This is a genomic window from Hyalangium sp., assembly GCF_045802625.1.
GTDB lineage: Bacteria > Myxococcota > Myxococcia > Myxococcales > Myxococcaceae > Hyalangium.
Genome location: NZ_JBJMQP010000124.1, coordinates 69,060 through 92,047, shown reverse-complemented (window position 1 = coordinate 92,047; position 22,988 = coordinate 69,060). Strand labels below are relative to the sequence as shown.

The 22,988-nt window shown below is 69.3% G+C and carries 19 protein-coding genes; 10 read left to right on the top strand and 9 right to left on the bottom strand.

Features of this window, described 5'->3' with window-relative positions; all coding sequences use genetic code 11:
* Nucleotides 1–62 precede the first annotated feature (62 nt).
* The 8 genes from ACJ8AT_RS23695 to ACJ8AT_RS23660 all read right to left on the bottom strand — a co-directional run bounded on the left by ACJ8AT_RS23695 (nucleotide 63) and on the right by ACJ8AT_RS23660 (nucleotide 9,363).
* Entirely contained in the window at nucleotides 63–1,211 is a 1,149-nt protein-coding gene (locus ACJ8AT_RS23695) for a Gfo/Idh/MocA family protein (protein WP_407740101.1), read from the bottom strand.
* 216 nt (nucleotides 1,212–1,427) lie between these two features.
* The gene (locus ACJ8AT_RS23690) at nucleotides 1,428–2,024 is read right to left on the bottom strand and encodes a hypothetical protein (RefSeq protein ID WP_407740100.1); all 597 of its coding nucleotides are present in this window, start codon (nucleotides 2,022–2,024) and stop codon (nucleotides 1,428–1,430) included.
* A gap of 174 nt (nucleotides 2,025–2,198) precedes the next feature.
* Entirely contained in the window at nucleotides 2,199–3,032 is an 834-nt protein-coding gene (locus ACJ8AT_RS23685) for an SAM-dependent methyltransferase (RefSeq protein WP_407740099.1), read from the bottom strand.
* 26 nt (nucleotides 3,033–3,058) lie between these two features.
* Complete coding sequence (locus ACJ8AT_RS23680) at nucleotides 3,059–3,787, bottom strand: hypothetical protein (RefSeq protein WP_407740098.1); 729 nt, start codon at nucleotides 3,785–3,787, stop codon at nucleotides 3,059–3,061.
* Nucleotides 3,784–5,121, bottom strand: coding sequence for a sensor histidine kinase (locus ACJ8AT_RS23675; protein WP_407740097.1), 1,338 nt, complete (start codon nucleotides 5,119–5,121; stop codon nucleotides 3,784–3,786). Before ACJ8AT_RS23675 ends, ACJ8AT_RS23680 begins: the two co-directional genes overlap by 4 nt.
* A gap of 14 nt (nucleotides 5,122–5,135) precedes the next feature.
* Nucleotides 5,136–5,447 (bottom strand): hypothetical protein, encoded by a 312-nt coding sequence (locus ACJ8AT_RS23670; protein WP_407740096.1) that lies wholly within the window; start codon nucleotides 5,445–5,447, stop codon nucleotides 5,136–5,138.
* Between the two features lie 351 nt (nucleotides 5,448–5,798).
* Nucleotides 5,799–6,515: a DNA methyltransferase gene (locus ACJ8AT_RS23665; RefSeq protein WP_407740095.1), complete on the bottom strand. Its 717-nt coding sequence runs from the start codon at nucleotides 6,513–6,515 to the stop codon at nucleotides 5,799–5,801.
* Between the two features lie 85 nt (nucleotides 6,516–6,600).
* Entirely contained in the window at nucleotides 6,601–9,363 is a 2,763-nt protein-coding gene (locus ACJ8AT_RS23660; protein WP_407740094.1) for a M16 family metallopeptidase, read from the bottom strand.
* 196 nt (nucleotides 9,364–9,559) lie between these two features.
* Between ACJ8AT_RS23660 and ACJ8AT_RS23655 the strand changes: the two genes are divergently transcribed.
* Nucleotides 9,560–10,000 (top strand): hypothetical protein, encoded by a 441-nt coding sequence (locus ACJ8AT_RS23655; protein WP_407740093.1) that lies wholly within the window; start codon nucleotides 9,560–9,562, stop codon nucleotides 9,998–10,000.
* Nucleotides 10,001–10,052: 52 nt separating this feature from the next.
* Here the strand turns inward: ACJ8AT_RS23655 and ACJ8AT_RS23650 are convergent, their stop codons facing one another.
* Complete coding sequence (locus ACJ8AT_RS23650; protein ID WP_407740092.1) at nucleotides 10,053–10,892, bottom strand: NAD-dependent epimerase/dehydratase family protein; 840 nt, start codon at nucleotides 10,890–10,892, stop codon at nucleotides 10,053–10,055.
* A gap of 132 nt (nucleotides 10,893–11,024) precedes the next feature.
* On the opposite strand from ACJ8AT_RS23650, the gene ACJ8AT_RS23645 reads away from it, so the two are divergent.
* The 9 genes from ACJ8AT_RS23645 to ACJ8AT_RS23605 all read left to right on the top strand — a co-directional run bounded on the left by ACJ8AT_RS23645 (nucleotide 11,025) and on the right by ACJ8AT_RS23605 (nucleotide 22,977).
* Nucleotides 11,025–13,664 (top strand): PKD domain-containing protein, encoded by a 2,640-nt coding sequence (locus tag ACJ8AT_RS23645; protein ID WP_407740091.1) that lies wholly within the window; start codon nucleotides 11,025–11,027, stop codon nucleotides 13,662–13,664.
* 286 nt (nucleotides 13,665–13,950) lie between these two features.
* Nucleotides 13,951–14,682, top strand: a complete 732-nt coding sequence (locus ACJ8AT_RS23640) for a M90 family metallopeptidase (RefSeq protein ID WP_407740090.1) — start codon at nucleotides 13,951–13,953, stop codon at nucleotides 14,680–14,682.
* A 204-nt stretch (nucleotides 14,683–14,886) separates the two neighbouring features.
* Nucleotides 14,887–15,201 (top strand): hypothetical protein, encoded by a 315-nt coding sequence (locus tag ACJ8AT_RS23635; protein ID WP_407740089.1) that lies wholly within the window; start codon nucleotides 14,887–14,889, stop codon nucleotides 15,199–15,201.
* Nucleotides 15,202–15,412: 211 nt separating this feature from the next.
* On the top strand, nucleotides 15,413–15,502 hold the full coding sequence (gene kdpF / locus ACJ8AT_RS23630) for a K(+)-transporting ATPase subunit F (protein ID WP_407740088.1): 90 nt from the start codon (nucleotides 15,413–15,415) through the stop codon (nucleotides 15,500–15,502).
* Nucleotides 15,503–15,511: 9 nt separating this feature from the next.
* Nucleotides 15,512–17,230 carry a potassium-transporting ATPase subunit KdpA gene (gene kdpA, locus ACJ8AT_RS23625; protein ID WP_407740087.1) on the top strand — a complete coding sequence of 573 codons (1,719 nt, stop codon included), beginning with the start codon at nucleotides 15,512–15,514 and terminating at the stop codon, nucleotides 17,228–17,230.
* A gap of 1 nt (nucleotide 17,231) precedes the next feature.
* Nucleotides 17,232–19,292 carry a potassium-transporting ATPase subunit KdpB gene (gene kdpB, locus ACJ8AT_RS23620; protein WP_407740086.1) on the top strand — a complete coding sequence of 687 codons (2,061 nt, stop codon included), beginning with the start codon at nucleotides 17,232–17,234 and terminating at the stop codon, nucleotides 19,290–19,292.
* A gap of 45 nt (nucleotides 19,293–19,337) precedes the next feature.
* Complete coding sequence (kdpC, locus tag ACJ8AT_RS23615) at nucleotides 19,338–19,994, top strand: potassium-transporting ATPase subunit KdpC (RefSeq protein ID WP_407740085.1); 657 nt, start codon at nucleotides 19,338–19,340, stop codon at nucleotides 19,992–19,994.
* A complete protein-coding gene (locus tag ACJ8AT_RS23610) occupies nucleotides 19,991–21,157 on the top strand; it encodes a sensor protein KdpD (RefSeq protein ID WP_407740084.1) in 1,167 nt (388 codons plus the stop codon). Before kdpC ends, ACJ8AT_RS23610 begins: the two co-directional genes overlap by 4 nt.
* The gene (locus tag ACJ8AT_RS23605; RefSeq protein ID WP_407740083.1) at nucleotides 21,154–22,977 is read left to right on the top strand and encodes an ATP-binding protein; all 1,824 of its coding nucleotides are present in this window, start codon (nucleotides 21,154–21,156) and stop codon (nucleotides 22,975–22,977) included. Before ACJ8AT_RS23610 ends, ACJ8AT_RS23605 begins: the two co-directional genes overlap by 4 nt.
* Nucleotides 22,978–22,988: the final 11 nt, after the last annotated feature.

Sequence of the window (22,988 nt, the reverse complement as noted above, 5' to 3'; positions counted from 1 at the left end):
GCAGCTTTCCCGGGGCGCCCCCCGGACGGATTCCGCCAGGAGGGGCCGCCCGACACCGCGAGCTACGACGACGGCGCCTGTACGTTGATGAGCTCCGGCGTATCCTGCTTGGGGCGGTGCTCCTCCTGCTCCATCGTCGGCCGCCGGGGCCGCTCGATGGGCTCCAGCTTCACCGGCTGCCCCGTGCGCGCCGACTCGTAGAGCGCGGAGATGATGCGCACGTCCGCCAGCCCCTCCCAGCCGTCCGGCTCGGGCTCGCGGCCCTCCAGGATGCAGTCGCTGAACTCGAGGAGCTCCGGGGCGATCTGATCCCGCTCGGACACCTTGCCCTTCTTCGTCTTGCCCTCGGACATGAGCTCCCAGCGGAGCTCGCCCTTGTACTCGTAGGCATTGTCGAGCTTCAGCGTGCCCTGGGTTCCCACCAGCTGGTACGTGGCCACCGCCTCCGCGCCGAAGCTCACGTTGAAGGCCGCCAGCTTCCCCTCCGGGAAGCGCATCACCACCGAGGCGGACTCCTCCGTCTCCGTGAAGCGCGGATCCTGGCTCTTGTCACAGAAGGCGAACACCTCCACCGGCTCGGCGCGGAACAGGTAGCGCGCCGCGTTCACGCAGTACACGCCGATGTCCCAGAGCACCCCGCCGCCCTTGTCCGCCTCGATGCGGATGTTGGGCGCCTGGACCTGGAAGCAGAACGTCGAGGTGAACAGGCGCGGCTCGCCAATCTTGCCCTCGCGCACCGCCTCCACCGCCGTGAGGTTGGCCTGCTCGAAGTGGAGCCGGTATGCCGTCATCAGCCGGACGTCGCTCTCCTCGCAGGCGCGGATCATCTCCCGGCACTGCTCCACTGTGATGGCCAGCGGCTTCTCGCACAGCACGTGCACGCCAGCCCTCGCCGCGCGCACCGCGTACTCCACGTGCAGCGCGTTGGGCACGGCGATGTAGACCGCGTCCACCTCGGGCATCGCCAGACACTCCTCGAGCCGCTCGTAGCTGAACACCGGCACCCGGTGGCGCTCGCCCAGCTCGCGCGCCTTCTCTGGATCCCCCGTCACCAGCGCCACCAGCCGCGAGTTGTCCGTCGCGTGCTCGAAGGCCGGCAGGATGGCGTCCTGCGCGAAGTGCCCCAGCCCCACCACGGCGTAGCCAATCTGCCGCTCCGCCTTCTTCGTCCGCCGCCTCATGCCCCGCGACCGCCCCTGCTGACGAGCCATCCCGCTCCTCCGGAAGAAACCCAAGACCGTGCCTGAGAGGTTCGGCATTCCCACGCCTCCCGACAACGCGCCCTTCCACGGCTGGCTGCCCGCATCCGAGCGTCCGGGAGGCGACGAACGGAGCAAAAGTGCGAGGCCCGAGGCATGCGAGCTGCTCATGCCTCGGGCCTCATGTCTTACGAAGCGCTGGTGAAGCGCCAGCTCAGGCGCGTCCGGCTACATCCCCGCGTCGTTGCCCGGGGTGCCCGCGTCCCGCGGCCCCTTCTTGCCCGCGTTCGAGGTCTTCCCCGAGCCGCCGGTGCCGCTGTTGTCCAGCGAGCCCGAGGTGTCCTGGCTGTTCACGGAGCCGGTGCTGCCCGTCCAGCTCTGATCGCTCTGCGAGCCGGAGCCGCCGGTGCCGCTGTTGTCCAGCGAGCCCGAGGTGCCCTGATCCCGCACCGAGCCGGAGCCGCCCAGCGAGCCGGAGCTGTCCTGATCATTCAGGGAGCCGGAGCCGCCGGTGCCGCCCTGATCATTCAGGGAGCCGGAGCCGCCAGCGCCGCTGTTGTCGTTGATCGAGCCACCGCTGGAGCCCGTGCCACCCAGCTCCGTCCCAGGCCGCGCGGTGTCCTGGCGCGTGCCGCCCAGCGTGTCGCTGCTGCCGGGGATGGTGGAGTCCGTGCTGCTGGCTCCCGTGCCTCCCGAGCCTCCCGTACCCTGCGTCGTCTGGTTCGTCTCACCTGGGACGCCCTGATCCTGCCGGCTGCGGCTCTGGCACCCGGTGAACACCAGCGCAGAAGCCACCGCACCCAACACCATCATTCGCTTGAACATGATCGTTGTCTCCCGTGGTTGGAGTTGCCCTCAATGCTTGGGCTGCTCCACCCGGGAGGCATCGGACAAAGGCGCGGAAACTCTTACATGCTCCGGGCCCAGCCGAGGAGACGAGCGCTGGCGCTCCCGGCGCTGGGGCAGATGGGTAGAAGCCCACGCCCCCATGGCGATCGCTCAGGCCGGCTTCTTGAGCACCATCATCCCGTAGTGCAGGCCTCCGTCGAGGAAGGCCTGCTGGAGCCGCAGGTGCTCGCGCTGGGACTCGCTGCGCCCCACGCGCTGGCCGCTGCGCAGCGCCTCCTCGCGCTCCCGCGCGAGCAGATCCAACGTCAGCGTCCAGAAGTTCACCGCCCGGCCGGACATGTCCTGATGCAGCTCCAGTTCCAGGCCCTCCGCGGTCGCCGAGCGGAAGTATTCCTCCACGGTGCCGATATGCGTGCGCCAGTACCGGTCGAACGGCGCCGCCAGCTCCGGCCGGCCGAGGAAGCAGTCCGCGATGGCCACCATGCCACCCGGGCGCAGCAGCGAGTGCAGCTTGCGGAACCACTGGCGGCGCGCCAGGTAGCATGAGCTCTCCACCGCCACCACCAAGTCGAAGCGCTCCTGGCCGGGCACCTCCATGGCGTCGCAGACCATGGGCGTCACCCGGTCCGCCACCCCCACCATGGAGGCGAAGCGCTGCACGTGCGGCACATGGGAAGGAGCAATGGTGATGGCGGTGACGCGCGCCCCGTGAACGGACGCCCAATACAGCGAGCCACCGCCCAGCCCGCAGCCCACGTCCAGCACCTCGCGGCCCCGGAGCGGCTCGCCCACCGAGAGGGCCAGCTCCCGCAGCAGATCCTCCTGGGACTCGTGGATCAGCACCTTCAGCGCCTCGGCCGACATTCCCGGGGGCGGCGTCTCATCCACGAGGCCCGTGTGGTAGTGCACCCGTGGCCCAGGCCCATAACGCCGCAGGATGCCTTCCGTTTTGGCGTCGTAGTATGCGGCGACTTCGTCGCGCACGGTTCCTTCTCGCAACGGCTCCATCCTCATGGCACTACCTCCGGAAGAATCGGATCAATGCGCCTGAGCGCTGCATCCAGGCACTTCAGTCCCTGACGTCGCACGCCATCCATTCCCGCCCGCGCCCAGCGCACCACCTCGCGCTGGTCCGCCTCCGGCATGCTGAAGAAGCGTCGATCTTTCGAGCGGATGTCCTCGGCCACGTGGGCCGCGATTCCCAGCCCGTGGCCCGCCGCCGAGCGATCCGCCAGCGCAGTCCCCGCCCACAGCAGGTGCAGGTATGCCGCCCACTGCCGGCCCGCCAGGCCCTCGGCCACTCGCCGGAAGAGGGGCGCCGTCCACTCCTGCGTCCTCACCTCCAGCGCCTGGGGCCCCGCCGCTTCCGCCAACCCACGTGCCGCCTCCGCCAGCGCCTCCTCGGGCACCTGCGCCCGGGCCAGCGTGGCCCAGGCCAGGTTCTGCAGGAGGAACTGCACGTAGGGCGCTACCCGTACCGGATGCGCGTAGTATGTGCACTCCCCGTCGCTGAGATCGTCCGCGAGGTTGCCCGCGGCGAAGCTGAGGAAGATTCCCGAGCCGCGCACCAGCAGCGTCCCGCGCGAGAGCCCTGCCTCCACTCCCGCCTCGTACAGGAGCGCCAGCGGGCCCGGCTGGGCCACTTCCAGGGCCGTCAGCACATCCCGCTCGGCCTGCTCTGGCAGCCCCAGCCGCCGCAGCACCCGGAGCGCCTCCTGGTAGATGGAGCCGCCACTCATGAGCGCAGCTCCCGGGGAAGCAGCACGCGCAGCACCGCGCCGCCCTCGCTCGCGTTCTGCCGCTCCAGGGTGCCGCCGCTGGCGCGGATCAAGCACTCGGAGGTGTACAGCCCCAGGCCGGTGCTCCGCGGCTTGGTGGTGGACAGGCCCTGGATGGGCGCCGCCAGCCTCTCGGGCGGGAAACCTGGACCATCGTCCGAGATGATCATCTCCAGTCTCCCACTCAACGGCTCGGTGCGGGCCGAGATACGCACGCACCCCGCGGCGCGCAACCCGTCCCCCTCGCAGGCATTGGTCACCAGGTTCTCGACGACTCGCCGCAGCGTGGTGACGCCTCCGCGGACCCACGCTCGCAGGGGCTCACCCCGGTCCACCTGCACGGCGATGTCCACCTCGGGGAAGCGCAGGCCCGCGCTCTGACGCACCGAGTCCAGCACCGGCACCAGGTCCACCACCTCCGGATCGCTGCCGACGTAGCGGCGGCCCTTCTGGTGGATCTCCATCACCCGGTCCCGGATGTGCGAGAGGTTCTGGTGCAGCTCGCGGATCAGCCGCGCCGGCTCGCCGCGGCTCAAGGCCGTGCTGCGGGCGAGCTGGCCGGTGAGCAGATCCGCGGCGGTGCCCGCCTTCAGCAGCGCCTCGCGGATGTCCTCGGTGTGGGCGATGATGTCCGTGAGGGCCTGGGACATGCGGCCCACGTCGCGCTCCTGCTGGGACAGCATCTGCGCCTGGATGGCGGCGCGGAGCCGCTCGGCCTCGGCGGCGGTCTGGTCATGCTGGAGGGCGAAGGCGCCCAGGTAGAGCTCGGCCATGAGCGAGGCCGGACCGATGACGGCGAACAGGGCCACGTCGTCCCAGTGGCCGAAGAGGAGCGCGGCCACCGCCAACGCCAGCACCGTGCCCACCGCGAGGAAGGGCGTGCGAGGCGTCACCCGGAAGAGCCGGCCGTGGAAGCCCGCGGTGAAGAGGAAGAAGCCGCCGAAGATGGTGGCGCCCGTGGGGGCGCACAGCGCCATGAGGCTCGCCACGAAGAACTGGAGGCAGGTGGTGCCGGTGAGCGACAGCAGCCACCCCCACGTCTCGATGTGCTGGCGCCCGCGGTGCAGCAGGGCGAAGACGAAGTCCACCAGGGCGGGCGCGAAGCACAGCAGCGCGGTGCCCAGGGGCAGGGCGAAGAGCTCCTCGGCGTGTGGAGCCCATTGGGTGGCCGCGAGCAGCACCAGCACCAGCGCGATGAGCCCCAGCCACGAGCCGACGCTGCTGGCGGCCAGCAGCTCCGGGACATTCTGGGCATTGACCCAGCGCCGGAAGGCAGTCCGGAGGGTGCCTCGCATGGAGGAGAGCGCGCTCATACCGCCGTGACGACCACTCCGCCGGGAGGCTGATTGATGGCGTTGGCCTCTTGTGTTGCCTGGACCGCGCGCTGCTGCAACTCCTGGACGATCTCCTGCTGCCCGCCCCGCAGAATGCGCACCTCCACCTCTCCGCCCGCGAGGACGTGGTGCATCGCATTGAGGACAGGCATCAGGGTGGGGTTGATCTGAATGGCTCCCTGCAAGCCCTCCACGGCGCCCAGCTCGCGCACCCGCTCGAGGTATTGCGCGAGCGCTGCGGAGAAGGAGAGTTGAATGACGTTGGGATCCTCGCTGCCCGTGTTCATGCGGTGCCCCCTTGTGGTGAAGACAAGCGGAAGTGCCTCGCGCGACGACAGGGCCCGGCTCCTCGCCGGTGGCGACGAGAAGCGAGGATGCATGGCTACAGATGTCCTGAGGCTTCATGCTGGTTCCCCCCCGGGTCCAGCTGCAGTGCCAAAGACGTTTCTGCGCTCTGCGAGGCAGAGCTCCCTGATTGAGGATGGAATGAGACCTGAATCTTGACGGATTCGTCAAACCACCTGGTCGCTGAAAGTGTTTGCCAGGGGGCAGCTGTGCCACTCCAAGTGCTTGAAAGTGGAGACGGGTCAGCACAACCCCTCCCTTGAGGAGGAGAGAAAGTCACTCTTTGAATTGGCTCAAGCCTCTTTGTTTGGATCTGGAAGCATGCCCGCGTCCAGCGCGACTCGCAGGGCCCGGGCCTTCTTCGCGCGCTTGCGGCTGAGCTCCACCCCCACCGCGTTGAGCCCCAGCGCGTTGGCCACCGCGAGCACCGTGCCGTGGCCGCAGAACGGATCCACCACCGTGCGCGTGGGCGTGTGCTCCTGGATGAAGCGGCACGCCGCCAGACAGGCCTGCACGCCCATGCCGCGCGTCCAGGTCACCTCGCCCGCCTCGGGCAGCACGTCCGGTGTGGCGCGGCCCAGGTCCACGCGCACGCCGCGCGAGAAGCAGAGCATGTGCGAGTACGCCGGGCGTCCGAACGTCACCGTCCCCGGAGCGCGCCGGCACACCACCTTGTGCCAGAGCGTCTCGCAGCCGGCCTCCTCGGCGGCCTTGCTGATCAGATAGCCCTTGTCCACCCACGCGCCGGCCTTCTTCACGTCCGTCTGGTAGAAGATGGCCACGCCCTCGGCGGGCACCTTCGCCATCACCAGCGCCGCCGCGCGGATGAACCACTGCTTCCACTCGGCCAGCGAGAGCGAGGGGAACTCGGACACATCCGGCAGCGAGGTGATGATCGAGCACCCCGCCAGCGTCTGGCGGCCCGACAGCCACGCGAGCGCGTCGGCGCACTCCACCGTCCGCTGGCCCTCGGGCTGCTCCGCTCCTCCACCCGCGCCGTGCTCCGCCACGTGTCCTCCCGCCCGTCTGGGGCGCGCGCAGGATGGGGCGCCCCCGGCGAGCCGTCAAACCTCGAATCCAGGCGGGCGCCGGTGCTCAGGGGCTCGGCGGCGGGGGGCGCGCCAGCACCTCGAGCTGGAAGCCGGCGCTCTCGAGCTGGGGCCGCAGCGCCGCCGCGTCCCCGAGGATGACCACCACCTCCGCGCCGAGGTCGAGCCGCTTCACCAGACTTTGCACGGCCTCCGGGGTCACCGCCGCGATGGCCGCCGGGTATTGCTCCCAGAAGTCCGCGGGGCGGCCCAGGCGCTCCAGCTCCAGCAGCCGCTCCACCACCAGGGCGGCCGTCTGGAAGCGCAAGTCGTAACCGCGCGCCACCTGCCAGCGGGCCCGCTTCACCACCTCGGGAGGCAGCAGGTCCGCCTCCAGCGTGCCCAGCTCGGCGAGGATCTGCTCCACCGCGCCCGCCGTCGCGCTCCGCTCCACCGCCGCGCGGATCCTCAGCACGGAGGCCCGGGGACGAGGCTCGTGTGACACGCGCACGCCGTAGGTGAGGCCCAGCCGCTCGCGGAGCTGTTGATCCAGCCGGTGCTCCAGCAGCCACGTCAGCGCGCTGGCCGTCGCGTCCTCTTGCACCGACAGCTCCGGCCAGCGCAGCCCCACCAGCAGCTCCGCCTGGGAGGCGCCTGGGCGATCCACCACCACCACCGTGCGCCGCGCCGGCAGCGGCGGCTCCGGCGGAGGCTTCACCGGTCCGCCCCTGCCGCGCCATCCCCCGAGCATCTCCGCCACCTGCTCACGGAGCTTCGGCGCCGGCGGCAGCTCCCCCACCAGGAAGAGCGTGGTCCGGTCCGGGTTCAGCTCGGCGTCCACCCACGCGTTGGCCTGCGAGGCGGTGAGCGCCTGGGCCTCCTCCACGCTCGGCGCCAGGCCATACGGGTGGCCTGGGAACAGCCGCGCCATGAAGACCCGGTCCGCGCGAGTGTCCGAGCGGGAAGCCTCTCGTTCGAGCAGCCTTACCTGCCAGTCGTGGATGTCCTCGAAGGGCAGCAGCTCCACCTCCGAGTCCCGCACCCACTGCTGCATGTCCTCCAGCACGTGGATCAAATTCCCCGAGGGCGCGGCCACGGAGAGCACCGGCTGCGTCTCGTCCCGGAGCTGGAGCTGCGTGCGCGCGCCCACCTTCTCTCCATGGCGCCACGCGCGGGCCGCCGACATGTACGAGCTGTGCAGCGCCAGCCGCGTCAGCGAGAGGGAGTTGCCCTCGAGGCCAGGCGTCTGCGTGTGCACCCAGAGCCGGGCCTCCACCAGCGGCATGCTCCCGCGGCGCAGCGCCACCACCCGCAGTCCGTTGCCGAGGACGAAGCGCTCGGCCTTGTCCAGCCCGGGGGCGCGCGCCACCTGTCTCACGTCCAGTGTTCCCGGCGGGAGGCTCAGCTCCTCGTCTCCGAAGTCCTCCGGGCCCGCCAATGGCGCGAAGCGCTCCGCCACCTGGGAGCGCCCCGGCCCACCCGCCTCCGGCACCACCAGCAGCTGCCGAGCGCGATCCCGCCGCACGTACTGATAGAGGTAGGGGCCGAGATCCTTGGAGAGCGCCTCGCGGATCTGCTGCGGCCAGCCCGTCACGTAGTCCGCCTGGCCGGTGGCGCGCAGGAAGCGGGCCGCCTCTCTCACCGGAAAGTGCTCCAGGTCCGAGAAGGCCTCGGTGAGCAGCATGGAGCTCGCGCTGCCGGTGAGCCCCTTCAGCCTCCGAGGGTCTCTGAACAGATCGACGAGCTGATCCATCGCGAGCTCCGCCACCTCGTCGGCGTCCTCCGCGTCGATGAGATCAATGCGAGCGATGAGCAGCGACACGCCATCCATCACCTCCAGGGACACGGCGCTGTCGTAGACCCGGTCCTCTCGCGACAGCCGGGTGACCAGCCGGTTCTGCAACATGCCCTGCGCGGCGAGCGCCTGAGGCGTCTTGCCCGAGTACAACCCCGGCAGCGTCCACGTCAGCCACAGCCGCGGGTATTCCACGGCGCCGGGCCGCACCACCCTGGGCGAGCGCTGGGGCCACTCTTGAGGAAAGGCCGGCGGCTCGCGGCGCACCGGGGGCTCGGGCTGGCCCTGCCGCGTGTCCGTGAGCTCCGCGAAGCCGAGCCTCACCTCGCCCCGCACCTGCTCCGAGGACAGCGGGCCGGACACCACCACCACCGCGTGCGCCGGCGTGTAGTGCGCCTTCACGAAGGCCCGCGCGTCCTCCAGGGTGAGGCGCTGGAGGGACTCGGGAGTGCCGCCCGACGTGCGCCCGTACGCGCTCCCCGAGAGCAGCACCTCGTGGAGCCACCGCTGCTGCGCTCCATCCGGGCTCGTCTCGTAGCGCTGGCGCAGCTCCGCCACCACCACGTCTCGCGCCACCCGGAACTCCTCCTCGGTGACGTTCTCCAGCGGCTGCCTCAGCCGCGCGGCCTCCAGCGCCACCAGCAGGGGGAGCTGCTCCGGCGGCGCGGTGAAGACGTAGTCCGTCCCGTCATAGGAGGTGAAGGCGTTGGACTCGGCGCCCGAGGCCAGCAGCCGGCTGGTCAGCCGAGGCGCTCGCGCCCCGCCGGGCCGGCACAGGAAGGTGAGGTGCTCCACCAGGTGCGCCAGGCCCTCCTTCCCCTCGGGCTCATCCGTCGCTCCCACACGGTAGGAGACGTCCATCGCCACCCGCGAAGCCTGCGGATCCTCGTGCACCACCAGCCGCAGCCCGCTGGGGAACTCCTCGTAGGCGCCACGGAAGAGCACGGGCCGGGCCAGCGGCTGATTCGGAGGCAGTGTCAGCGCGGCGCACCCGCAGAGGCTCAGCAGCAGGAGCAGCACCCATCGAGGGGACATGACGCACACACTATGCCCTGATCTGCTCATGAATTGATCCGGCCAGCGGCTGTTGATCGCCCCTTCAAAACGAGTTAAACAATGGAATCAGGAATTACCGTGACTCGCTGCATGTCAGGGTTCTTCTGTAAAACCGTCTTTCAGTGGTCATGGGCTCAGCACTCTCTGGCCCTGAAGACTCCGAGGAGGAGAAGCCATGTCCGGGAGAATGTCCTTCGAGTACGACCCCCAGAACGACGTGGTGCACGCGCGCTTCACGCGCTACCTGCTGGTGAGCGCGGCGGACGTGCAGCAGTGGAAGGCGGACATGGAGGAGAAGTTGTCCCCGTTCGGCCGCAAGGTGGATCTGCTGATCGACCTGGATGGGCTCGAGGTGACGTTCACCGCGGGGCGCCTCTTCGGGCAGGCCCGGCGCGAGGTGCTGGAGCGCTACACCCAGCGCGCGTACAGCTACGGCGGCGACGAGATGACGCGGATGTTCCTCAGCACCAGCGGCGTGCTCCACGGCCACCCGGTGAACCAGCACGAGACGCGGATGCAGGCGCTGATGGCGCTGCTGTCCGACCGGGACGCCACCCGGCGCCGCAACTTCGCCTCGCGCCCCAGCAGCAGCCACCAGCTGGCCGCGGTGCGCTGATCCGTCGTTGATTTCCGAGGAGCCATGAGCCGGCCGCCGGTCCGGGGCTGGCTCAGCCCTCGTGAAGGAACTCGAGCGCGTTGAAGCGTGGGTGGAAGCCCAGCTCCGCCTCGGCCCGGCCGATGACGTAGACCCGATCCAGACGCGAGGGCAGGGCAATGGCGCGCCGGGCGAGCAGCTCGGCCACCTCCGGAGCCCTGCGTTGGATGACCCCCGCGGCGTCGTGCCACAAGGCCACCAGGTCCTCGCGCTGGAAGGGCGAGCGCGCGGAGACATTGTAGAGGCCGAACGGCACCGGGGACTCGAGCGCCAGCCGGTGGGCCTCCGCGCAGTCCCGCACATCCAACCCCCGGTGGAGCCGGTGAATGGCGAGCACCTCGTACGGCTGCGGATAGAAGCGCGAGGTGCGCAGGATGATGACGGGCAGGCCGTGCTCCTGGTGGATGAGGCGGCAGAGCTGCTCGGCGGCCAGCTTGGTGACGTCGTAGATGTCGCGAGGCTCGGGCGTGAGCTCCTCGGTGACCCAGACGGCGGATTCCCCGCGCGGCTCCATGGCGCGCCCGTACACGGACGTGGTGCTGGTGTAGACGAAGCGCCGGCAGCCATGCGCCACGGCGGCCTCGAGCAGGTGGAGCGCGCCCTGCACGTTCACGTCGACGAAGCGCGCCTTCGGGAGCTGATCCCTGTGGGGCGCGTGCAGCGAGGCCACGTGGACCACGGCGTCCACCCGGGAGACCTGCTCGAAGACCAGCGCCCGGTCCTCCACGAGGCCCAGCACCTGGGTGAAGGGACCCGGGACGGCGTCCAACCCCGTCACCGTGTGCGCCTCCGAGAGTTGCCTGCACACCTCCCTGCCGAGCTGCCCCGAGCTGCCAGTGACGAGGACTCGCATGGACGGAAGCTCTGTCACTGGGCGTTAGGGAAGTCAAACCACCGACATGGGGGCCCAGGGGCAATCTTTGACGCGTGGCACCCGACCCATATCGTGGCTCCATCTCGGAGCACTGAGCCGGGGCGGAGAGACATGATCCGAGTCGACACAAGGCACCTGTCGTTGCTGGTCGGGCTGTGGATGCTGATCGGATCAGGCTGTGAGGAGAGTCATCCTCCCAAGGTGGTGGAGCGCCCGGGCTCGGCGCGAGTGGTGTTCGTGCTGCCACGCACCACGCCCGAGGGCGCCGTGGCGCGCGTGACGGCCACCGCCCATGGGGACCAGGGCGCCCAGTCCGTGGAGCTGCAGGGCTCGGGAACTCTGTGGCAGGGCTGGTTCACATCCCTCCCCGGTGGCCCACTCGCCGGCTTCCAGGCCGAGGCCTTCGATTCCTCGGGGACGCGCCGCTTCCAGGCCGAGGTGACCCGTGAGCCGCTCGAATCGAGCAGGCCCGGGCTGATCATCCTGGCGGGAGATGACTCCAGCGCCGCCGTGCCGTCCTCGGGCAACTCACCTCCGTCCATCTCGGCCGTGGTGGGCTCGAGGGCGTCCGTGGCACCGGGAGAGACGATCCGGCTGCGGGCCGTGGCGCGCGATCCGGATGCGGACGATGCGCTCTCGTACACATGGCAGCCGGGCGAGGGCACTTTCGATGATGCCTCCGCCGTGGCACCCACGTGGACAGCCCCCGCTTCAGGGGGACAGCAGACGGTGATGCTGGTGGTGAGGGACTCGCGCGGGGGCGTCACCTCGTTGCTCTTCACGCTCGAGGTCTCGGAAGCCGCGAGCTTCAACCAGCAAGGCCCGGTGGTCCTCAACCGGTGGCCGGCAGCGGCAGGTCTGGTCTCTCTGTCGCCGCGCATTGTTGGCGTGGGGCAGGAGGTGACGTTGGAGCTCCAGGGAGCGGGGGATGCGGACTCGGACCCGCTCACCTACCAGTGGACGGCGACGTGCGAGGGGAGCCGGGTGGACGGCTCGGGCGCGATGTTCCGCTTCCTTCCCACGCTGCCTCGAGACACCACGACCTGTGACAACTGCCAGGTGAGCGTGCAAATCGAGGACGCCTACGGTGGGAGCGCGAGCTACAGCCTGGGCCTGTGCGTGAAGAGCCTGCAACCGCCCACGATTCGGAGCACCTCGGCCACGGCGCTGAGCGCCACCCCTGGAGAGCTGTTGAAGCTGAGCATCTCGGCCGAGGATCCTTTCGGTGGCGCGTTGACGTACCGCTGGACGGCGAACACCGGCGTTCTGGGAGTCCCGGTGCAGACGGGGGACACGAGCGAGGTGCCGTGGACAGCGCTGTCCTGCGTCCCGACGGGAGTCACGCCGACGATCGAGGTGACGGTCACCAACTCGGTGGGGCTCAGCGTGCGCATCCGCTACCAGGTGAACTGGAATGGGCCGGCCTGTAGCCATCCCCCGTGCAGCGTTCAGCTCGATCAGCGCTCTCAGCCTGAGCTCACGCTGCAGACCGACTGCACCACGGACACGCCGGTGTTCATCCCGGATGGGCTCATGCTGGATGGATCGGGGCATGAGCTGGTGGCGGTGGATCCAGCGAGCAGCTCCTTTCGCGGCGCCATCCTGCGCAATCAAGGAGCGACGGCGCATGTGCGCAATCTGAGGCTGAGGGCCCAAGGGCTCTTGAAGGACGGGCCGTGCGATGCGGGAGATGACCGGCTGCGCGGCATCCTGTGGCTGGGGGCTTCTGGATCCATCGTGGACAGCGAGGTGCTGGACATCCACCGCAACCAGCCTGCCGCGAGCTCTCCGGAGGGCGAGCCGCGAGGCTGTCAGGAGGGGCACGCCATCGAGGTGCGCAACCGGGATGCCTCCGTGCAGCAGCAAGTGGAGATTCGGGGTAACCGCGTGAATGGCTACCAGAAGGTGGGCATCCTGGTGGCCGGGCGCGTGAACGCCACGATTGCCCAGAACACGGTGACGGGGGCGGGACCGGTGGCGTACATCGCGCAAAACGGTGTGCAGCTGAGCGACGGCGCGACGGGGCAGGTGACGGAGAATCAGATCTCCAACCACGCATACGCATACACCGGGGGCACTGATGTGGCTTCGGGACTGATAGTGGCGGGCGGACCCTACTACGGCATCGCGCTGGTGCAGGACGCGCTCGTTCAGGGCAACACGCTGACGGGCAACGACGTTGGCATCTATCTCGATCAGGCCGAGGCGGATGGCAGCGAGCTGGCGACGCCCACGCGGATCCAGGTGCTCGACAACACGCTGCGGAACGATGGGGTGACGAACGCGTTGCCGTATCAGGCGGGGATCTCGGACCTGGGAGGCGGCAACATCATCCACTCCAATACGATTATCGGCGCGGGGTACGATCCCACCACGCAGCCGGGCGCCACCTTCGATGTGGACGTGGTGGCGGGGCCGGCGTCCCAGGTAGCGTTCCTGACTCCACCCGGAGCGGTAGCGGTGGGGGCGTGCTCCGGCCGGGTGGTGGTGCAGGGCCAGGACTCGAAGGGCAACCTGTCGAAGCCCACGCCAGCGACGTTCAACCTCACGGCGAGCGGGGCCGCGGCCCAGGGGCTGGCCTTCTACACGGATGCAGCGTGCGCAGGGACGTCGGTGAACTCGGTAGCCCTGTCCACGCCCGAGGCCGCGGCGACCTTCTACTTCAAAGCGACTCAGCCCGGCGCGGTGACGCTCTCAGCGTCCAACGGGAGCCTGAGCGGCTCACAGGCCCAGAACATCAGTGGCCCGTGATATTTGTATGACCGTGATGAGGCATTCTTTCTGGGCCGCGTTTTGCTGTGCCACCGCACTCACTGGCTGTACGTTCTTCGGGTATTACAAGCACGAGAAAGCCGTGTGGGCCACGCCTGAAGAAGCGGCACGAGTAAAGTTTCCGAATTCCTGATGCGGCGTCAAAGACATCATTCTTGATGGAGGAGCTGTCTATGCGGTGGATGGTCAAGGCCGCATCTTGGACGTTCAGTAGTTCTTGCTGACGGTGGTGGACGCCGGGGCGGGGTGGCAAGCTGCCTCGGCGATGTCAGGTCCCTTCCGCTGGCTCCGGCGCCGCCGGTTGATGCGCCGCCCGTTCCCTCCCGAGTGGCTCGGCCCTCTCGAGGCGCGCGTGCCCTTCTTCCGGACGCTATCTCGCCCGCTGCGCCAGCGCTTCCTCGACATGCTCAAGGTGTTCGTCTGGGAGAAGGAGTTCATCGGCGCCAACGGGTTCGTCATCACCGATGAGGTCCGCGCCGTGGTGGGCGCCACCGCGGTGCAGCTCATCCTCTACCTGGACCTCCGGTATTACGATCGGCTGAGCGAGATCATCGTCTACCCTGGAGCCTTCATGCTGCCGGAGCGCACCGGCGTGGTGCTCGGAGAGGCCAAGCACTGGGGCCAGGTCATCCTCTCGTGGCCAGCCGTGCTGGCTGGGCTGAGCAACCCGCGAGACGGGCACGACACGGCGGCGCACGAATTCGCCCATGCGCTCGACGGGGCGGACGGGTCCTTCGATGGGACCCCGAGGCTGCGGCAGTACTCGCACTACCGGGCGTGGGCCTCGGTGATGGGTGAACACTTCCAGGCGCTCCGGCAGGGCCGGCCCGTGGAGCGCAAGGTGCTGGACGACTACGGCGCGAAGAACGAGGCGGAGTTCTTCGCGGTGGCCACCGAGTCCTTCTTCGAGAAGCCCCTGCAGATGAAGGAGAAGACACCGGACCTGTACGAAGAGCTGAAGCGCTTCTATGGGTGGGACCCTTCGCCCGACGTGTGAGCGGACCGTGAGCGCCAGGGAGCGCGGAGCGTTCCGGATCGATGCTGCTTACGGAGCGGGAGGTGGAGCGCCCGCATCCTGACCGGATCGGCTCCCTTGGGGGCACCGCTTCCCCTGTCGGCGCGTGACTTGCAGTCATCGAGGCTCATGCGCATGCCCTTCCTTCCATCGATTCAGGTCCCGCATCCCCCCTCCAGTAGAGACATGGAAGGAACGCCCCAGGACTGGCCGTGGCAGCGGCTCCTGCTGATAGGGATCCTGCTGGTCGCCTTGCTCTTGGTCCTCATCACCTGGGGGGCCCTGTCAGAGCGGCGAGCCGTCGAGCGGATGGCCCCTCAGGAGCGAGCGCTCCTCTTCCAACAGACGTGGAAGGGCTTCGAGCTGCTCTGTCAGGGGCAAGCGGATCCGGGCCTTGTATCTCGCTGCGGCGACCAGGCTCGCTTCCTCAAGGAGTTTCCCGAATGCCAGGAGGACTGCCGTCAGCAGGTTGACTCCTTCAGCAATCGGGCGAGCCGCTGAGCCGCTCCCTGCTGGCTGGCCCTCTGCGGTGACTCCGCGCGCTTGTCAGGGCTTTCACCGTGCACGACCCCGCTGCCCCGGTCTTGCAGATTGCAACCGGCAAGGGCCAGGAGGCCTCGCAACCTCGCGGATCCGCTGCTCGGCGCAGGCCTGCACCCTGGTACGGCGGATGCTCTGACTGCCTGTGACACGAGCGAAAGGACCTCGCGCCATGACCTTCGAATACGCGGCCGGTGCCGTGCTGTCGGTGCTGCTCGCCGCCTACCTCGTCTACGCCCTGCTCCGCCCGGAGCACTTCTAGGGATTCGCCATGAGCCTCATCGGTTGGTTGCAGATCCTCTTGTTCTTCGCGCTCGTGCTCGCGCTGACGAAGCCGTTGGGCATGTATCTCTTCCGGGTGTTCGAGGCAGAGCGCCAGCCCCTGCCACGGCTGTTCGGCCCGGTGGAGCGCTTGCTGCTTCGCCTGTGTGGGGCCGACCCGAAGCACGAGCAGCGCTGGAGCCAGTACACGCTGGCGCTGCTGGCCTTCAGCCTGCTCGGCCTCCTCATCACCTATGCCCTCCAGCGGCTTCAGCACGTGCTGCCGCTCAACCCGCAGGGGTTTCCGCCCGTGGAGCCGGCGCTGGCTTTCAACACCGCGGCCAGCTTCACCACCAATACCAACTGGCAGTCCTACGCGGGCGAGTCGACCCTGAGCTACCTCACCCAGATGGTGGGGTTGGTGTGGCACAACTTCACGTCCGCGGGCGCGGGCATCGGGGTGGCGCTGGCGCTCGCGCGCGGCTTCACCCGCCGCCCCGGGCCCGAGGGGCAGAAGACGCTGGGCAACTTCTGGGTGGACCTCATCCGGTCCCTGCTCTATGTGCTGCTGCCGCTGTGTGTCGTGTACGCGCTCTTCCTGGTGTCCCAGGGGGTGCTGCAGAACTTCGCTCCCTACCGCGAGCTGACGACGCTGGAGGGAGTGAAGCAGACGCTCGCCATGGGCCCGGTGGCCTCCCAGGAGGCCATCAAGATGCTGGGCACCAACGGCGGCGGCTTCTTCAACGCCAACAGCGCCCACCCCTTCGAGAACCCCACGCCGCTCACCAACCTGGTGCAGCTGGTCTCCATCTTCGCCATCCCCGCGGCCCTTACGTACACGTACGGGAAGATGGCCCGGGACACGCGCCAGGGCTGGGCGCTCTTCGCGGCCATGAGCCTGCTGTTCTTCGTGGGTGTGGCCGTGGCCTACGCCGCCGAGTCCTCGGGCAACCCCGCCGTGGCCGCGGCCCAGGTGGCGCAGGCCGGCAACATGGAGGGCAAGGAGGTGCGTTTCGGTATCCCCGCCTCGGCGCTCTTCGCCACCGTCACCACGGATGCCTCGTGCGGCGCCGTCAACTCCATGCACGACAGCTTCACCCCGCTGGGCGGGCTGGTGCCCCTGGTGAACATCCAGCTCGGCGAGGTCATCTTCGGCGGGGTGGGCGCTGGCCTCTACGGCATCCTGGTGATGGCGGTGCTCGCCGTCTTCATCGCCGGGCTGATGGTGGGCCGCACGCCCGAGTACCTGGGCAAGAAGATCGAGGCGCGCGAGATGAAGCTCGCCATGCTGTACGTGCTCATCTTCCCGCTGCTCATCCTCGGGCTGAGCGCGGTGGCGGCGGTGATTCCCCAGGGCACGTCCTCGCTCAACAACGCGGGGCCGCACGGCCTGTCGGAGATCCTCTACGCGTACACCAGCGGCGCGGGCAACAACGGCAGCGCCTTCGCCGGCCTCAACGCCAATACGCCCTTCTGGAACCTCAGCCTGGGCGTGGCCATGTTGATGGGCCGCTTCCTGATGATCATCCCGGTGCTGGCCATCGCCGGCTCCATGGTGGGCAAGAAGGTGGTGCCGGCGGGCCCGGGCACCTTCCCCACCCACGGCGCGCTCTTCACCGGGCTGCTGGTGAGTGTCGTCATCATCGTCGGAGCGCTCACCTTCTTCCCCACGCTCTCGCTAGGCCCCATCGTCGAGCATTTCCTCGGCGGATCCGGAAAGGTGTTCTGACATGGCCTCCGCTTCCTCGAAGTCCACCTCGCTCTTCGAGCCGGTGATTCTCAAGCAGGCCACCGTGGACAGCCTGCGCAAGCTCCACCCGAGGGACGTGGCTCGCAACCCCGTCATGTTCGTCGTCTGGGCGGGCAGCCTGCTCACCACCGTGCTGCTGGTGAAGGAGCTCGCCACTCCGGGGCCCGCGAGCACGCCCGTGTGGTTCACCGTCGGGGTGACGCTGTGGCTGTGGTTCACCGTCCTCTTCGCCAACTTCGCGGAGGCCGTGGCCGAGGGCCGAGGCAAGGCTCAGGCGGGCGCGCTGCGCAAGATGCGCAAGGACACCACCGCGCGCCGGCTCGTGGGCGGGCGCGAGGACCGCGTGCCAGCGCCCAACCTGCGCAAGGGGGACCTCGTGGTGTGCGAGGCGGGAGACCTCATCCCCGGCGATGGCGAGGTGGTGGAGGGCATCGCCAGCGTGGACGAGTCCGCCATCACGGGAGAGTCCGCTCCGGTCATCCGCGAGTCCGGCGGCGATCGCTCGGCGGTGACGGGGGGGACCAAGGTGCTCTCGGATCGCATCGTCGTGCGCATCTCCGTCAACCCGGGCGAGTCCTTCCTGGACCGGATGATCGGGCTGGTGGAAGGAGCCGCGCGCCAGAAGACTCCCAACGAGATCGCCCTGCACATCCTGCTGGTGGGGCTCACCCTCATTTTCTTGCTGGCGTGCGTGACGCTGGTGCCCATGGCGCTCTACTCGGGCGTGAGGCTGTCGGGCACGGCGGTGGTGGCGCTGCTGGTGTGTCTCATCCCCACGACGATTGGCGGCCTGCTGAGCGCCATCGGCATCGCCGGCATGGACCGGCTGCTGCGCAAGAACGTGCTGGCCATGAGCGGCCGCGCGGTGGAGGCGGCGGGGGACGTGGACACGCTGCTGCTGGACAAGACGGGCACCATCACCCTGGGCAACCGCATGGCCACGGAGCTGCTGCCCATGCCCGGGGTCCGCATGGAGGATCTGGCCGAGGCCTCCCAGCTCGCGAGCCTGGCGGACGAGACCCCCGAGGGCCGCTCCATCGTCACGCTAGTCAAGGACACGTACCGGATGCGGCCTCGCGAGCTGCAGGCGCACCATGCCACCTTCGTGCCCTTCACCGCGCAGACGCGCATGAGCGGGTGCGATCTCGTGGATCCGCAGCCGCGCAGCATCCGCAAGGGCGCGGTGGACGCCATCGTCAAGCATGTCCAGAGCCAGGGCGGCAGGGTCCCCGCCGAGCTGGTCCAGACGGCCGGGAAGATCGGTGACGCGGGCGGCACGCCGCTGGCCGTGGCGGATGGCCCCCGGGTGCTGGGCATCGTCCACCTCAAGGACGTGGTGAAGGGCGGCATCAAGGAGCGCTTCGATCGGTTCCGCGCCATGGGCATCCGCACGGTGATGATCACCGGCGACAACCCGCGCACCGCGGCGGCCATCGCCAAGGAGGCCGGCGTGGACGACTTCCTCGCCGAGGCCACGCCCGAGGCCAAGCTGGCGCTCATCCGCACCGAGCAGGCCAAGGGCAAGCTGGTGGCGATGACTGGCGATGGCACCAATGATGCTCCGGCGCTGGCGCAGGCGGACGTGGGCGTGGCGATGAACACCGGCACCCAGGCCGCGAAGGAGGCCGGCAACATGGTGGATCTGGACTCCAACCCCACCAAGCTGCTGGAGGTGGTGGAGGTGGGCAAGCAGCTCCTGATGACGCGGGGCACGCTCACCACGTTCTCCATCGCCAACGACGTGGCGAAGTACTTCGCCATCCTCCCCGCGCTCTTCATGGGGGTGTTCCCGGAGATCGCTCCGCTGAACGTGATGGGCCTGACCTCGCCCTACAGCGCCATCCTCGCGGCCGTCATCTTCAACGCGCTCATCATCATCGCCTTGATTCCGCTGGCGCTTCGGGGCGTGCGCTACCGGCCGCTGGGGGCGGCGGCGCTGCTGCGGCGCAGCCTGCTCCTCTATGGCGTGGGCGGTGTCATCGTGCCCTTCGTGGGCATCAAGATCATCGATGTGCTGCTCACGGCCGTGGGGCTGGCCTGAAGAGGGGAGCGTTGCATGCCCACCCGTGCAAGAAAGGATTCCGTCATGCTGTCCGCACTCTTCACCGCACTGCGCGCCTGTGCCGTCACCCTGGTGCTCACCGGGGGGCTCTATCCGCTGATCGTCACGGGCGGGGCCCAGCTCTTGTTCCGCCACGAGGCCCAAGGCTCGCTCGTCACGGATGAGCGGGGCCAGGTGGTGGGCAGCGCCCTCATCGCCCAGGGCTTCAGCCTGCCCGCGTACTTCCAGCCCCGGCCCTCGGCGGCGGGCAGCGGTTACGATGCCACCGCGTCCTCGGGCAGCAACCTGGGCCCCACCTCCCAGAAGCTGCGGGAGCGCGTCCTGGCCGGCACCGAGCGCCTGCGCCGTGAGAACCCGGACGCTCCGGGCCCGGTGCCCGCGGAGCTCATTACCACCTCTGGATCCGGGCTGGATCCGCACCTGTCTCCCGAGGGCGCCCGCTGGCAGGTGGCGCGTGTGGCGCGGGCGCGGGGCGTGGCCCCCGAGCGGATCCTCACCCTGGTGGAGACCGAGACTGAGGGGCGCACCCTGGGCGTGCTGGGCGAGCCCCGGGTGAATGTGCTTGCACTGAATCTCGCGCTGGACCGGCAGTTCGGCCGGCCGGAGTTGCCAGGACCTTCCGTGGGAGTGGCCCCTGTCCCCACGCAGAGGGCCTCCGAGCCACTGGGGACGCCGAGGTGAGGACGCAACGCGCACGCGCGGAGGACTTCCTGGAGCTGGTGGAGCGGGGGCGGCGCGGCCGGCTCAAGCTCTACATCGGCTTCGCCGCCGGCGTGGGCAAGACGTACCGCATGCTGGAGGAGGCGCACGCCCTGAAGAAGCGCGGTGTGGACGTGGTGCTCGGCTTCGTCGAGCCGCACGGCCGTCCGGAGACCGAGGCGCTGGTGGTGGGCTTGGAGGCGGTGCCTCGCAAGTCCTTCACCTATCGCGACGTCACCGTGGAGGAGATGGACGTGGACGCGGTGCTGGCTCGCAAGCCCCAGGTGGCCGTCGTGGACGAGCTGGCCCACACCAACGTTCCTTTGTGCCGCAACGCCAAACGCTACCAGGACGTGCAGGAGCTGCTCGCCGCGGGCATCAACGTCATCGGCGCCTTCAACGTGCAGCACCTGGAGAGCCTCAATGATCTGGTGGAGCGCGCCACTGGCGTCACCGTCCGTGAGACGATCCCCGACAGCTTCCTCAAGAGCGCCGATCAGGTGGTGAACCTGGACCTGGCGGTGGAGGATCTGCACGAGCGCCTCAGAGCAGGGAAGATCTACGCGCCGGAGAAGGTGGCCCACGCGCTGGAGAGCTTCTTCAAGCAGGAGAACCTCTCCACGCTGCGCGAGCTGGCCCTGCGCGAGGTGGCCGAGAGCCTGGATCGCGCCACCACGGGCCAGCAGACCCGAGGAGGCGAGGAGCCCTCGGCCAAGGGCGGCGGCTGGGGCCGGGTGTTGGTGGCGCTCTCCAGCTACCCGCCGCGCGCGGCGACGCTGCTCCGGCGGGGTTCTCGCATGGCGGGCCGGCTCAACACGGACTGGTTCGTCGTCTACGTGGAGACTCCGGACGAGGCCCCCCACCTCATCGACGCGGAGGCGCAGCGCCACCTGCTGGCCAACATCGAGAAGGCGAAGGAGCTGGGCGCGGAGGTGGTGCGCCTGCGCGCGAGGGATCCGGTGGAGGCCTTGCTGGACTTCGCGCGCTCCCATGGTGTGGGCCACATCATCGTGGGGCGTTCACACCAGCCCTGGTGGAAGCAGTGGCTGGGACGCGGCGCGGATGTGCGGCTGCTCCGCGAGGGCACGGGCTTCGACATCCACGTCGTCTCGTTCGATTCACCTCAAGAGGAGCGCCGCCCATGACGCTGCGTGGCCGCCTGCTGCTGGCCCAGGCCCCGCTGGCCCTCGCGCTCGTGGGGGTGGGGGTGGTGGCCGTGCTGACGTTGGGAAAGGTGGGGCGCTCCGGGCAGGAGATCCTCCAGGACAACTACCGCAGCGTGCTGGCCACGCAGCGGATGACGGAGGAGCTCGAGCGCATGGACAGCGCCGCCCTCTTCATCGTCGCGGGCGAGCGTCAGCGTGGGCAGGAGCAGCAGGCCGTGCAGCGCCCGAAGCTGGAGACCGAGCTGCGCGTGCAGGAGGCCAACATCACCGAGCCTGGAGAGGCGGAGGCCACCCGCCGGCTGCGCGAGGCCTGGACGCGCTACCAGACCGAGTACAACGGCTTCCTCGCGCTGAAGAGCCCGGAGGCCGCGCGCGAGCGCTACTTCGCCTCCCTGGAGCCTGCCTTCTTCGAGGCCAATGCGGCCGCCGCCGCCATCCTGGACCTGAACCAGGACGCCATGGTGCTTAAGAGCGACTCGCTGCGCCGGCAGAGCCAGCGCGTCAACACGCTGATGGTGACGGCGGTGCTGGCCGCGTTCCTCGCGGGCCTGTTTGCCTCCACCTCGCTGACGCACCGGGCGCTCCGGCCGGTGTCCGTGCTCTCGCAGGCGGTGAGGCGGCTGGGACAGGGAGACCTGGCGGCGCGCGCCGTGGTCGAGGGCAAGGATGAGATCGCCCAGCTCAGCCAGGACTTCAATGCCATGGCGGAGCGGCTCCAGCAGTACCGGCAGAGCAGCCTGGGCGAGCTGCTTCAGGCCCAGGCCGCCTCGCAGGCCGCCATCGACAGCCTGCCGGATCCGGTGATGGTGTTCGGCGCGGGGGGTACGCTGCTCAACGTCAACCGCGCCGCGGAGAGTGTGTTGCGGATATCGCTGGAGGCGGGAGACGCGCTGGGGCGCACTTCACCGGAGGTGCGCGAGGTGCTCGAGCGAGTGCGCACCCACGTCCTGGGAGGCAAGGGCGGCTACCAGCCCCGAGGGTATGAGGAGGCGGTGCGGGTGACGGCCGCGGAAGGGGATCGATGGCTGCTGCCGCGCGGCAGTCCCGTGTACGGCGAGAGCGGGGACGTGGTGGGCGCCACGGTCATCCTCCAGGACGTGACGCGCCTGCGCCGCTTCGACGAGCTGAAGAATGATCTGGTGGCCACGGTGGCGCACGAGTTCCGCACGCCGTTGACGTCGCTGCGCATGGCCATCCACCTGTGCGCGGAGGGGGTGGTGGGGCCGGTGACGGAGAAACAGGCGGATCTGCTGTTCGCGGCACGCGAGGACTGCGAGCGGCTGCAAGGCATCGTGGATGATCTGCTGGACCTGTCTCGCATCCAGGCGGGACGGCTGACGCTGAACCTCCAGCGGGTCTCCACGGGGGACTTGGTGGCGCAGGCGTTGGGGGTGCATCGGGTCGCGGCGGAGGACCGGGGCGTGAGGCTCCAGCAGGAGATTGCGCCCGAGGCGGAGGAACTCGAAGTGGACGCCGACCGGGTGCAGTTGGTGCTGTCGAACCTGGTGGGCAACGGGGTCCGGCACACGCCCTCGGGAGGAGAGGTGACGGTGCGGGTGACACGTGAGGGCCAGCGGGTGCGCTTCGAGGTGAAGGATACGGGCGAGGGGATTCGGCTCGAGGAGCATGCCCGCATCTTCGAGAAGTTCTACCGGGCCCCTGGGGCTCCGGCCGGGGGGGCCGGGTTGGGCCTGTCCATCGCGCGAGACATCGTCCAGGCGCACGGAGGGGAGATTGGCGTGGTGAGCGAGCCGGGCTTGGGCAGCACCTTCTGGTTCACCCTGCCGCAGCCTCTTTGAGAGCTGATCCT